At 66.5% G+C, this 11762-nt stretch carries 12 protein-coding genes; 5 read left to right on the top strand and 7 right to left on the bottom strand.

Annotated elements, in window-relative coordinates:
- Positions 1 to 287 precede the first annotated feature (287 nt).
- On the top strand, positions 288 to 2915 hold the full coding sequence (locus AC3A4T_RS02630; RefSeq protein ID WP_487673945.1) for a TonB-dependent receptor plug domain-containing protein: 2628 nt from the start codon (positions 288 to 290) through the stop codon (positions 2913 to 2915).
- 160 nt (positions 2916 to 3075) lie between these two features.
- The gene (locus tag AC3A4T_RS02625) at positions 3076 to 3921 is read left to right on the top strand and encodes a DUF4349 domain-containing protein (protein ID WP_487673944.1); all 846 of its coding nucleotides are present in this window, start codon (positions 3076 to 3078) and stop codon (positions 3919 to 3921) included.
- A gap of 68 nt (positions 3922 to 3989) precedes the next feature.
- Here AC3A4T_RS02625 and AC3A4T_RS02620 read toward each other — a convergent pair whose 3' ends face one another.
- Positions 3990 to 4286, bottom strand: coding sequence for a hypothetical protein (locus AC3A4T_RS02620; RefSeq protein ID WP_036110561.1), 297 nt, complete (start codon positions 4284 to 4286; stop codon positions 3990 to 3992).
- A 104-nt stretch (positions 4287 to 4390) separates the two neighbouring features.
- Between AC3A4T_RS02620 and speG the strand changes: the two genes are divergently transcribed.
- Positions 4391 to 5020: a spermidine N1-acetyltransferase gene (gene speG, locus AC3A4T_RS02615; protein ID WP_487673943.1), complete on the top strand. Its 630-nt coding sequence runs from the start codon at positions 4391 to 4393 to the stop codon at positions 5018 to 5020.
- Positions 5021 to 5087: 67 nt separating this feature from the next.
- Here speG and AC3A4T_RS02610 read toward each other — a convergent pair whose 3' ends face one another.
- Entirely contained in the window at positions 5088 to 6026 is a 939-nt protein-coding gene (locus AC3A4T_RS02610) for a peptidylprolyl isomerase (protein ID WP_487673942.1), read from the bottom strand.
- A 251-nt stretch (positions 6027 to 6277) separates the two neighbouring features.
- On the opposite strand from AC3A4T_RS02610, the gene AC3A4T_RS02605 reads away from it, so the two are divergent.
- Both AC3A4T_RS02605 and AC3A4T_RS02600 read left to right on the top strand, forming a co-directional pair.
- Entirely contained in the window at positions 6278 to 6643 is a 366-nt protein-coding gene (locus AC3A4T_RS02605; protein WP_310978226.1) for a PadR family transcriptional regulator, read from the top strand.
- A complete protein-coding gene (locus tag AC3A4T_RS02600; RefSeq protein ID WP_487673941.1) occupies positions 6640 to 7590 on the top strand; it encodes a sensor domain-containing protein in 951 nt (316 codons plus the stop codon). Before AC3A4T_RS02605 ends, AC3A4T_RS02600 begins: the two co-directional genes overlap by 4 nt.
- 108 nt (positions 7591 to 7698) lie before the next feature.
- Here the strand turns inward: AC3A4T_RS02600 and AC3A4T_RS02595 are convergent, their stop codons facing one another.
- The 5 genes from AC3A4T_RS02595 to AC3A4T_RS02575 form a co-directional block, all read right to left on the bottom strand.
- Entirely contained in the window at positions 7699 to 8085 is a 387-nt protein-coding gene (locus AC3A4T_RS02595; RefSeq protein ID WP_487673940.1) for a hypothetical protein, read from the bottom strand.
- A gap of 75 nt (positions 8086 to 8160) precedes the next feature.
- Positions 8161 to 8553, bottom strand: coding sequence for a hypothetical protein (locus AC3A4T_RS02590; RefSeq protein ID WP_487673939.1), 393 nt, complete (start codon positions 8551 to 8553; stop codon positions 8161 to 8163).
- 85 nt (positions 8554 to 8638) lie between these two features.
- Positions 8639 to 9043, bottom strand: a complete 405-nt coding sequence (locus tag AC3A4T_RS02585) for a hypothetical protein (protein ID WP_487673938.1) — start codon at positions 9041 to 9043, stop codon at positions 8639 to 8641.
- Between the two features lie 286 nt (positions 9044 to 9329).
- The gene (locus AC3A4T_RS02580) at positions 9330 to 9755 is read right to left on the bottom strand and encodes a hypothetical protein (protein ID WP_487673937.1); all 426 of its coding nucleotides are present in this window, start codon (positions 9753 to 9755) and stop codon (positions 9330 to 9332) included.
- 628 nt (positions 9756 to 10383) lie between these two features.
- Positions 10384 to 11631: a polyhydroxyalkanoate depolymerase gene (locus tag AC3A4T_RS02575; RefSeq protein WP_487674037.1), complete on the bottom strand. Its 1248-nt coding sequence runs from the start codon at positions 11629 to 11631 to the stop codon at positions 10384 to 10386.
- Positions 11632 to 11762 lie beyond the last annotated feature (131 nt).

Genomic DNA, 11762 nt, shown 5'->3' with positions numbered 1-11762 from the left:
GCGCGCATCCGCGCCGCGCGATCCGTCGATGTGTACCCGGCGGGTGATGCCCTGACGGGCTGAACCTGCCGCTTTCTTCGCCCGTCCCGGATCGGCACGCGGCTGACGGCATCGCCGTTTCGCGTCTCTCTCCCCTCTCGTGACCGCGCTGCAACGCGCTGCGTTCGCGCAGCGCCGGCGGCCGCGCGCCGTTCCGGGCGGGCGTTCTTTCTGCTCCGAAATTCTTCGCTTTCCCTTCCCACGTCTTGCAGGAATCGTCCATGTCGTTCGTACACGCAACACGATTTGTGCCCGCTCGCGCCGTGCATTACCGACGTCTCGCCCTGGCCTTGTCGATCGCGCTCGCCGCGCCGCTGGCGCAGGCCGACGAAGCTGCGGCGACCGCCGCGCCCGGCGTCACTCTCGATGCGGTCCAGGTCACCGGCAGCAACCTCAAGCGCAGCGACGAAGCCGGGGTCAACCCGGTGCTGGTGATCGATCGCGTGCAGATCGAAAAGAGCGGCAAGGTCACCGTGTCGGATCTGCTGCGCAGCCTCACCGTCAACAGCGGCAACAGCTTCAACGAGCAGTACACCGGCAGTTTCGCCAACGGTTCGGCCGGCGTGTCACTGCGCGGTCTTAGTCAGAAGAACACGCTCGTGTTGGTCAACGGGTATCGCGTGGCCTCGTACGGTTTCGCCCAGAACACCCAGGACAATTTCGTCGATCTCAATGCGCTGCCGCTGGGCGCGATCGAGCGGGTGGAAATCCTCAAGGACGGCGCTTCGGCGCTGTACGGCTCCGACGCGATCGCCGGCGTGGTCAATCTGATCCTGCGGCGCAAGATCGAAGGGGTCGAAGTCGATGCATCCTACGGTGCGGCCACCCAGGGCGGCATCGATCAACACAGCCTCGGTCTGCGCGCCGGTCACGGCGATCCGGACAAGGACGGCTACAGCCTGCGTTTCAGCTTGGACGTGTTCAAGCGCGGACAACTCAACGGCGACGAACGCGCGCTGACCCGCAGTGGAGATTTTCGCGATCAACCCGGCGGCCGCCTGGCCGGCTGGTCAACCCAGGGCGGCGCGTTCCTGAGCAACCCGCGCGCGCCGGTTGCGTTCGCTTGCCAGCCCGGCACCCAGTCGCGTCCGTACAGCGACTTCGGCAGCCCGCTGCCGGGCAACGCCTGCGCGTTCAACACCCAGCCGTATCGCACGTTGATCCCCGACGTGGAGCGTTACCAGGCCTTGGTCGCCGGTGACGTGTGGTTCAACGACAAGGTGCAGGGCTTCGCCGAGATCCTCTACAGCACCAGCAACAACGGCACCTATTTCAGCGCGCCGATGACGGTCGGCGCCGGCCTGCGCGCTTACGATCGCAGCTCCGGCCGCCTGGTCGATATTCCGGCGGTGCTGCCGGTCGGGCATCCGAACAATCCGAATGCGACGCCGACGCCGTTCGAGTATTCCTTCCTCGACCTGGGCGCGCGTTACAAGATCAACAAGTCGGAGTTCTCGCGCATCCTGTTCGGCCTGCGCGGCAAGGGCGAGGTGTGGGACTGGGATGTCGCCGCCAGCCATTCGGAAAGCCAGCAGCGCGAATACGTGCGCAACTTCCTCAACCGTTATGCGTTCCAGCAGGTGCTGGCCGACGGCAGCTACGATTTCCTCAATCCGTCGCGCACGCCGGGCGCGCTCGACGCGCTGCGTCTGTCGACGCGCCGTCCCGGCACGTATCGCCTGAGCACGCTAAGCGGCAAGGTCTCGGGTTTCCCGTGGCAATGGCGCGCGGGCGATGTCGGCGTCGCCGCCGGTGTCGAGTTCCGCGACGAAGCCCAGGACGCGGGCACCAGTCCGCAGGTGTTGTCGGGCACCGAGCTGCGCCCGGCGATCAATCTGATCGACGGCGATCGCCGCGTCGCCGCCGCGTTCTTCGAATTCAGCCTCAAGCCCTGGGAGCAGGTGGAAGTGCAACTGGCCGGTCGCGGCGATCACTACAGCGACTTCGGCAGTGCGTTCTCGCCCAAGCTCGGCATCCGTTGGCAGGTCAGCGACGACTGGCTGCTGCGCTTGAACGCCTCGCGCGGTTTCCGCGCGCCGTCGCTGCCGGAAATCGCCCAGAGCACCACCATCAGCTACGGCAGCGTGATCGATCCGTTCGATCCGGTGCAGGCGGGCGCGTCGCGCGGCGTGACCGTGCTGCGCGCCGGCAATCCCGATCTGAAGGCCGAGCGTTCCAGTAACGTCAACCTGGGCGTGTTGTGGGCGCCCGATGCCGACACCAGCCTCGGCATCGATCTGTACCGCATCCGCCAGGACGATCTGATCGCGCCGGACAATGTGCAGTTCGTGGTCTCGAATCCGCAGAGTAATCCCGGCCGCGTCACCCGCGACGCGCAGGGCCGGCTGCAACTGGTCGAGAACCGCTATGCCAATCAGGGCACGCTGACCACGACCGGTTTCGATATCGAAGGCCGCAAGGTCTGGCATGCCGGCGACGACACCTGGACCCTCGACGGCACCTGGACCCGATTGCTGAGCTACGAGCAGCCGCAGGTGGCCGGGCAGGGCGCGCTGGAAGGCGCCGGCGGCAACCGCTTCGGCGCGCTGCCGAAGTGGCGCGGCATCACCTCGCTGGCGGTTGCGCGCGGCGACTGGAATGCGCAGCTGTCGTGGCGCTACATCGGCGGCTACCGGCAGCAGGTGGTCGATGCGCGCAGCAACCCGGGCCTGAGCAGCAAGGTCGACGATCACCACCAGTTCGATCTGTACCTGGGCTACGAAGGCCTGCGCGACACGACCTTGTATTTGTCGGTGCAGAACCTGGCCGACAAGGACCCGCCGTTCGATCCGGCCGGCGGCGCGCTGCCGTACGACATCAGCCAGTACGACGCGCTGGGCCGCTTCGTCACCGTGGGGGTCAAGCACAAGTTCTGACGATCCACCGCGCACGGCCGCGCGCCGGCGCCAACCCCGTTGGCGCCCGGCGCGCGTTCGCTCAAGCATCGACAGGCAAGGCGCGTCCGAGGGAATCTGCTTCGGGCGCGTCGCGGTGGCATAGTGCCGCCTGCCACTGACGGCTGAGGAGATGGACGCGATGGACAGGAACAAGATCACCGGACTGCTGTTGGCGCTGATGCTGGCCGGCGGACTGCTGGCCGGTTGCGGCAAGAACCGCAGCGAAAGTCCCGCGATGGAGGAGGCGGTGCAGGTGCCAGATATGCCAGCGGCCAGCGGGGCCAGCCCCGATTCCGCTGGTGGCGCCGCGCAGCCCGACCTGGGCGTGCTGCTGGCCTACGAACATCAAGTCCGCATCCGCATGCCCGGCGAGCGCATCGCGACCCAGGCCGCGGCGGTGCAGTCGGCCTGCAACAGCGGCAAGTTCGGCGCCTGCGCGGTGCTCGAGATGAGCCAGAGCGGCGGCGAGGATCCTTCGGCGAGCCTGCAGGTGCGGATCGTGCCGCAAGGCGTCGACAAGCTGATCGCGCTGGCCGGCCAGGGCCAGGAAATCGCCGAGCGCAGCATCCAGGCCGAGGATCTGGCCACCGCGGTGCGCGACAACAGCATGCGTCAGGACCGGCTGCGCAAGGAGCATGCGCGCCTGCTCGAATTCCAGGACCGCAAGGACCTCAAGATCGCCGACGTGATGACCTTGTCGAGCCGCATCGCCGAGATCGAATCGCAGTTGCAGGCGGCCGAACAGGAAGCCGCGCAGCAGCAGCGGCGCATCTCCACCCAACTGGTCACGCTGAGCTTCCAGACCACGCGCGCCCAGGAGAACACCAGCGAGGTCGGCGAGGCGTTCAAGGACGTCGGCGGTATCGTCACCGGCACGATCGCGTTCCTGATCCGCGCCTTCGCCGCGTTGTTGCCGGTGGCGCTGGTGCTGACCGTGCTGGTGCTGCTGATCCGCCGCATCCGCCGCGCGCGCCGCAAGGGCTGAGTCGCGCGACGCATGGCCGGGCCGCCTCGCTGCGGCCCGGTCGCGTCGGTGTCAGCCCAGCGTGCGGGTCAGCGTTCTTCCTCGGTCTCGAACTCGACCAGCACGTCCAGGTCGAAGGCCAGCGCTTCCACCGCCTCGCGCACCTTGTTGGCGGTGGAGGCGTTGGGCGCGTCGATCTCCAGTTCGTGCGTGCCCGGGCCGGCGTCGTCGGGCAGGCCGGCCGAACTGGAATCGCTGTCGTCCATGTGCGGCATCAGGTCGGCGACTTCCTCGACGTGTTCGATGCCCTCCAGGCTGGACAACAGATTGCTGATCGCGCGGGCATCGTCTTCGGTGCCGGTGATGCGAATGCGAAGCTGGGGCATGCGGGCGGCCTGGTAGCGAGGGGAGTGAGCAGGCTAGGCATCGTCCGGCTAAGGTCGCGTGAAACGTCACATCGGCTGCATGCGGCGCGAGTAGGCTAAACGGCATGAACACGACCTCTGATTCGCCACAGTCATCGCCACCCTCGTCGGTCCCCGCGCCGAGCGTGACCTTGCGTCCGCTGGAGCGCGGCGACCTGCATTTCGTGCACGTGCTCAACAACAATCGCAGCGTGATGGGCTATTGGTTCGAGGAGCCCTACGAGTCCTTCGTCGAACTCGAAGAGCTGTACCGCAAGCACATCCACGATCAGTCCGAGCGCCGCTTCATCGTCCAGGACAGCGGCCAGGAGCGCGTGGGCCTGGTCGAACTGGTCGAGATCGACCACCTGCACCGGCGCGCGGAATTCCTGATCATGATTTCGCCCGAACAGCAGCGGCGCGGTTATGCGCGCGCGGCGACGCGGCTGGCGATCAACTACGCGTTCCGGGTGTTGAATCTGTACAAGCTGTATTTGCTGGTCGATGTCGACAACAGCCGGGCGATCCAGATCTACGAGGACGCGGGCTTTCAGCGCGAGGGCGTGTTGATCGACGAATTCTTCAGCGACGGGCGCTATCACGACGTGGTGCGGATGTGTCTGTTTCAGCCGCAGGCGTTGGGGCAGGGTAGTGCGGGGCGTAGTGCTGATGCCCTCACCCCAACCCCTCTCCCGCAAGCGGAAGAGGGGCTTTAAGCAGTTCTTCTCCCGCGCAAGCCGGAGAAGGTGGCCCGCAGGGCCGGATGAGGGCCGCGACCCGCGCTTACTTCTTCTTCGCCACCCGATCGCGCACCGGCAGCGGCACATTGCAGATATTGATGTAGCCCGCCGGCCGCTTGTAGAAATCGTCCTGGCGGTTGCGCCGCGATTCGACCAACTCAGTGAACAGCGGCGTGTCGGTGCGCAGCACTTCCAGATCGCTGCGTTCGGCCTTGGGTACCTTCGCCGCCAGCCGGATCGCCTTGATCGGCGCGCGCTCGGCCGCGGTTTCGTAAAAGCCCAGCGCGCCGGTGCCGCGCGGCAGCGAGGACAGCAACTCCATGCCCTTGATCACGCGGCCGACCGTGGTGATGTTGAGGTCGAGGTGGCGCGGCGATTGGCCGATCACCACGTACAGCTCGGCGCCGTTGCTCGAATCGATGGCCATGTCGCGGCCGGCGCCGACGGTGCCGTAGCAGTGCGCGAGCCAGCTCGAACCGGTCGCCGAATCGCGCGCGGCTGGGAAACCGGCGGCGAAACCGGCCTGCGGCGCCCAGCCGTCGGGATCGGGCAGCACGGTCATGTTCAGGCCCGCGCTCTTACGCGATACCTCGGCCGGCAGCTTCGGCTTGAAACCCGCGCCGAACGGCTTGCGCTTGCTCGCGTCCTCGGCGTTGGCGTCGCCCCACTGCACCACGTAGTTATCCTGCGAGCGGTTGATGCTGAGCCCGTTCCAATAGCCGTTGCTGGCCAGCGCGCGGATGTTGGCGACGTGCGCGGGCGCGAACTGCGGCGCCAGTTCGATCACCACCCGGCCGCGTTCGAGTTCCAGGTACAGGGTGTTGTTCGGGTCCAGCGCGCGCCAGTCGGCGGGCCGGCTGGCGTCGAGGATGTCCTGCATGCCGCGCGGCTTGGCCGGCGCGGCGGTCTGCGCGCCCGCGGTCGCGGCGATGAGGGTCAGGGCGAGGGCCAGCAGCACGGCTTGGGAAAGCGAACGCTTCATGCGGTTTCCTGAGAGAAGGTGGGCGGTGACGATACGGCCGCCTGCGAACCGGGCGACGATCGCCGAAGCGTAGCCGGTTGCAACCGCCCGCGCAGCCGCGGTGTCCCTGTCGGCACGGTCTGCCAGCCCACTCACTCCTCACTCCTCTGAACTCACTCCTCCAGTCGCCCGCCGTTAGCCACGATGACTACCGGCACATTCACTATACCGAACTTAGCACTAGCATCAGCTCCAACCTAGAGGAGCCTGCCGTGACCGAGCTCGACAGCCAATTGCGAAAGTTCCAGAAGGAGCTCAGCGCCGGCACCGTCTCACTGGCCTTGCTGGCGGTGCTGGGGTCGGCGCGCGAGCCGATGTACGGCTACCAGATCGCCAAGCGCCTCGAGCGCGAAGGCGAGGGCGTGCTCAGCGGCAAACAGAGCGCGCTGTACCCGGTGCTGCGCAACCTAGGCGCGGCCGGGCTGCTCGACAGCCACGTCGAGCCGTCCGTGACCGGTCCGCCGCGCCGCTACTACACCATCACCGACGCCGGACAGGCCGCGCTGCGCGAGTGGACAGCCGCCTGGCGCGCGACCCGCGACTCCGTAGATTCCGTACTCCAGGGGCTGAACGCATGAACGCCATCAACGACGCAGGTCGCCACGATTCATCCGTCGACGCGGACCTGCCGCGTTCGATTCCCGACTACCTCGACCGCCTGCGCGCGGCCTTGCGCGGCGCCGATCCTGCATTGATCCAGGACGCGCTGTACGACGCCGAGGAATACCTGCGCTCGGAACTGGCCGAGAACCCCGACCGCAGCGAGGCCGAAGTGATCGCCGCGGTCGCCGGCAGTTACGGCGCGCCCGACGAGGTCGCCGACATCTACCGCGACACCGAGATCAAGGTGCAGACCGCGCTGCGGCCACCGGCGCCGAAGAAGCGCAAGTCGCTGCTCGGCCGCTTCTTCGGCGTCGCGCTGGAACCGCGCACCTACGGCGCGCTGTTCTACATGCTGCTGTCGCTGGCGACCGGCATGTTCTACTTCACCTGGGTCACGACCGGCCTGTCGCTGTCGATCGGCATGCTGATCTTGATCATCGGCATTCCGTTGCTGATCCTGTTCCTGGGCTCGGTGCGGGTGCTGGCGCTGGTGGAAGGACGCCTCATCGAAGTGATGCTCGGCGAACGCATGCCGCGCCGGCCGTTGTACACCAACCGCGAGCTGTCGGTGATGGAGCGGATCAAGCAGATCTTCGTCGACCCGCGCACCTGGGGCACGCTGTTGTACATGCTGCTGATGCTGCCGCTGGGCACGGTCTATTTCACCATCGCGGTGGTCGGCCTGGGCCTGTCGTTGTCGCTGACTCTGCTGCCGTTCGCGCACTTGTTCGGCCTGGTCGGCCACGGCGTGTACCTGGACGGAATCGAAATGGTCGACGCGTGGGAACCGTGGGCGTGGCCGATATTCGCCGCGATCGGCATCGTGCTGCTGTTCGTGACCCTGCACGCGGCGCGCATGATCGGTTATGCGCATGCCCAACTGGCCAAGCACCTGTTGGTGCGGTGGGCGCAGCACGACTGAAACCGCCGCGTCGTCCGCGTCATCCATCGATCAGCCGGCCGCGAGGCCGGCTGATCGTTTTTTCCGTCTGTCCGTTCGCGTGACCGACGCCAGCGCGCGCGGCGCGGACTACCAATCGTTGAGCAGACACACGGCGAATGGATAGAACCGGCTGTCTTCGACGCCTTGCGCGCTGACGCAGGCGGGATCGCTGGACGAGCCCGCGCTCCGGCAGGTGCTGCGCCGCTGGCCCCACGCAGCGACGTAGGCAATCGGCGCGCGCTGGCATTCGTAGCGGGTCGCCGGGCACTGCTGGATCACCGAACGGACGAAGTCGTACTCATAAGCTTCCTGGGCGAGGCAATCGGGATCGTTGGGTCCGTTGATCCGGCAAAGTTCGATGCGCACATCGCGCAAGCCGATGATTTCGTCCACCGCCGGCGCGCACGGGCTCGCGAGCGCGACGGTGGAGAACGACAGGGACAAAACGAGCAAGGCCAGCGATGCGGTCTTCATGGACGGCTCCAGTGCTTGGTCGCGGGTCGGTGGAGAATCGGGCGATCGGTACAGCGAGCTTGGACGGCGCGCCGATCACTGCATGAAGCAACTCAGCTTGACCTGAAGAAAGCTCACGTCTTCCTGCTGCATCGCGGCCTGGCAGACCGGAGCCGTCGACGACCCCGCTTGCTGGCATTTGATCGCGCGCTGCTGCGACACGATGTCGTACAGCTGACGTTGGACCGCGCATTGCGGCGCCGGCGCGGGACACACCGCATCCATCATCTGCCACTGCAGTTTTTCGACCTGCTCGTTCTGGCGGCAGACCGGGCTGTTGGGACCTTGCGAAGTGCACGACAGCACGCGCTGGGTATGGCTGACTTCGACGTGCAGGCGCGCGCTGGCGCAGGCGGGCGTGGCGGCGTGGGCCGCGCCGGCGCACGATGCGATGGCGAACAGGCTTGCGCAAAGGGCTTGGAGTTTCATGGTGGTCTTCCTTGTCGGTGGCGATGTGGGTGGCGATGTAAGCGTTGATGCGGGGCGATGAGTGCGGTGCCGCGCGTGGCGATGCTCATCCGGGCCGCGAGAGATAGCCGCAGTTCCCCATCACGGCGTAGTACAGGTCCTCGTCGTGCTCGACCGCAGCCACGCAGGCCGGATCGGACGCGCTGCCGGCGGCGTGGCAGATCGCCGAGCGATGCGGCCAATACTGGTAATGCTGGTAAAGCGCGGATTGGCATTCCAGGCTGGGGACCGGGCAGTTGCGCCGCAGCGATGCCAGGCCGGCGAGTTCGCGGTCTTCGGCGGCTTCGCAGCTCGGGCTGGACGGGCCGTCGGTTTCGCATGCGATCACTCGTTCGAAGCGATCGCGATGCAATTGGGTGGCGGTGAGGAAACACACGCTGGGCGCGGCGTGCAGCGTCGCGGCGAAACTGCAGCAGCACAGGAAAAGCAAAACGGCGAGGCGACTGGACATGAACGTCTCCCGATTGGGTTTTCGGTCCGAGGGCCTGTCCGGCGGGCCCGATTGCACGCGTGGCTCAATCGCGCGGCTCAAGAAACGTGAGTTAACAAGCTTGGCTCAACGAACGCGGTCGGACGGGCCCGCTTCGATCGATGTGGCGCGGTCGAAGCGGGTTGGCCGATGCCGCGATGGAACACTGGAATGCGGCATGGTCGGGTCGTCTGTTTTCGCTATCCGGGCGCGGTCGCGCCCGGCTCGAAAACATCGCGTTCAAAGCATTACGTTTAAAGCATTACGTTCAAAACACCATGCATTCGCGTACGAAGCGCTTGAATTGCTGGAACTCGGCCTGACGCAGCGCCTGGCATTGCGGATCGAGCGCGGTCCCGGCCTGGCGGCATTCGAAGCTGCGGGTCGCGGCGGCTTGTTCGTACTGATCGCGGACCACGCTGCAGTAGTCGTCCAGCGGCGGGCAACTGCTGCTCATCGCCTGCATGGCCGCGGCCTGTTCGGCTTCGCGCGCATCGCAACTCGCGCTGTTCGGGCCCTGGTTCGAGCAGGCCACGTCCTTCTCCTGGAACGCGGCCATCCAGTCCTGGCCGGCGTAGACGCAGGCCGCATTGGCCGCGGCCGCGCCGCTGCACAACATCAATACCGACAGCGCGGCGGATGCGAAGACGGATCGTGTACGCAACTGGGTGCGTAACGGAATAAGCGATTTCATGCGGGCTCTCCTTGGCGTGGGCGATGCGCGAAGCCCGGTGCGGCCTTCGCGCGTTGAGTGCACCGACCGGGCCGTGATGGCGCGAGCGGCGTACTTGGGTTGGTTTCAGATGCGGTCGATCGAATGCACGCGCGGCGGCTGACGCGAAGACGGCGGTGTGGCTGGAACGATGCGGGATGGCGAAGGCCGACGGTTGCGACCGTGTGCGTGCGCAGTGCGCGCGCTGCCTGCGTGAAGGTTCATCCAGCTCTCCTTAGCTGCGCGGGAATCGTGATCCTGCGATCGCGCGGACTGATTCGCCGCGCGGCTGAGGCGACTGTAGCCATCCCGGCGCCGGCCGCCCTCGTGGCCGTGCGTAATTGATGCCCAGTCGACAGTTTTTAGCGGCGCATGTCGCTGTTTTCTGATCGCGGCGCGCACAGGGGCGAGGTTTTCGCGGTTGTACGGCGTACGAATGCGCGCAGGCCGTCCAGCGGATGGCGAACGGTTGCGCACTTGCGCGGTCGCTCACGGGCGACCGTAAGCTACATGCCGTCTGAGTATTGCGCGTCGCGCAAAATAAAACGGTCCGCCCGACGTTCAGGTCGAGCGGACCGCGATAAAGCGCAGTCGTGCCGGATGCGGCGGTTTACTTCGCCGCGTATTTGGCGATGAAGTTGCGCACCTGCGGATACACCTGATCGCGCCAGCGACGGCCGCTGAAGATGCCGTAGTGGCCGGCGCCGTCGACGGTGATGTGCTGACGGTCGGCTTGCGCCACGCCGGTGCACAGCGTGTGCGCGGCGCGGGTCTGGCCCTGGCCGGAGATGTCGTCGAGTTCGCCTTCGATGGTCAGCAGCGCGGTGTTGTTGATCGCGCCGGGATCGACCCGCTCGCCGGCCACGTCCCACAGTCCGCGCGGCAGCAGGTGTTCCTGGAACACGACGCGGATGGTGTCGAGGTAGTACTCGGCCGGCATGTCGAGCACGGCGTTGTATTCGTCGTAGAAACGGCGATGCGAGTCGGCGTCTTCCAGGTCGCCCTTGAGCAGGTCCTGATAGAAATCCCAGTGCGACTGGAAATGCCGCTCCGGGTTCATCGCCACGAAGCCGCTGTGCTGCAGGAAGCCGGGATAGACGCGGCGGCCGCGGCCGGGGAAGTTCGCCGGCACGTGATGGATCACGTTGTTTTCGAACCACCACAGCGGCTTGTGCACGGCCAGGTCGTTGACCTTGGTCGGGCTTTCGCGGGTGTCGATCGGGCCGCCCATCATCACCAGCGAACGCGGGGTGGGTTCGCCGCGCGCGGCCATCAGCGACACCGCCGCGAGCACCGGCACGGTCGGCTGGCAGACGCTGATCACGTGCAGGGTGTCGGCGCCGATCAGGCGGATGAAGTCCTGGATGTAGCCGATGTAATCGTCGAGGGTGAACGCGCCGTCCTCGGCCGGCACCATGCGCGCGTCGATCCAGTCGGTGATGTAGACCTTGTGGTCGCGCAGCAGGGTCTTGACCGTGTCGCGCAGCAGGGTGCTGTGATGGCCCGACAGCGGCGCGACCACCAGCACCGGCGGATCGTCCTTGAGTTCGGCGATGTTGTCGGCGTCGTCGGCGTAGCGCTTGAAGCGCAGCAGCCGGCAGAACGGCTTGCGCTGCATCTCGCGCTCGATCACCGGGTAGGTGTTGCCGTCGATCTGGATCGAATGGATGCCGAACTCGGGCTTCTCGTAATCCTTGCCGATGCGGTAGAGCAGTTCGTAGCCGGCGGCCAAGCGCGAGGCGCCCGGTACGGTCGACAGCCAGCTGCCGGGCGCGGCGAACATCTTCGCGCCGGCATCGGCCCAGTAGGTCATCGGGGCCATCCAGGCGCGGCCGAATTCGTGCATCTGATAAAGCAGCATCGGGTCGGAGTCTCTTTGGCGGGCGAACTGGCGCCGGAGCGTAACGGGTTCCGGCGTCTGCGGTTTGCTGCGGCGCAGCATAGCGGATTGGGACGGCGGTCGCGTGAATGGCGCGGTGGGTGGCGGGT

It is taken from the genome of Lysobacter sp. Soil_N_51, from assembly GCF_057655755.1.
The sequence above is the reverse complement of the archived record's forward strand: the minus strand, read 5'-3'. Positions and strand labels throughout refer to the sequence as shown.

Bases quoted from the DNA above. Each gene is read 5' to 3' on its own strand.
- AC3A4T_RS02620 (WP_036110561.1), bottom strand. From the start codon at position 4,286: ATGCCCCAGCTTCGCATTCGCATCACCGGCACCGAAGACGATGCCCGC.
- AC3A4T_RS02580 (WP_487673937.1), bottom strand. From the start codon at position 9,755: ATGAAATCGCTTATTCCGTTACGCACCCAGTTGCGTACACGATCCGTC.
- AC3A4T_RS02610 (WP_487673942.1), bottom strand. From the start codon at position 6,026: ATGAAGCGTTCGCTTTCCCAAGCCGTGCTGCTGGCCCTCGCCCTGACC.
- speG (WP_487673943.1), top strand. From the start codon at position 4,391: ATGAACACGACCTCTGATTCGCCACAGTCATCGCCACCCTCGTCGGTC.
- AC3A4T_RS02595 (WP_487673940.1), bottom strand. From the start codon at position 8,085: ATGAAGACCGCATCGCTGGCCTTGCTCGTTTTGTCCCTGTCGTTCTCC.
- AC3A4T_RS02585 (WP_487673938.1), bottom strand. From the start codon at position 9,043: ATGTCCAGTCGCCTCGCCGTTTTGCTTTTCCTGTGCTGCTGCAGTTTC.
- AC3A4T_RS02600 (WP_487673941.1), top strand. From the start codon at position 6,640: ATGAACGCCATCAACGACGCAGGTCGCCACGATTCATCCGTCGACGCG.
- AC3A4T_RS02590 (WP_487673939.1), bottom strand. From the start codon at position 8,553: ATGAAACTCCAAGCCCTTTGCGCAAGCCTGTTCGCCATCGCATCGTGC.
- AC3A4T_RS02625 (WP_487673944.1), top strand. From the start codon at position 3,076: ATGGACAGGAACAAGATCACCGGACTGCTGTTGGCGCTGATGCTGGCC.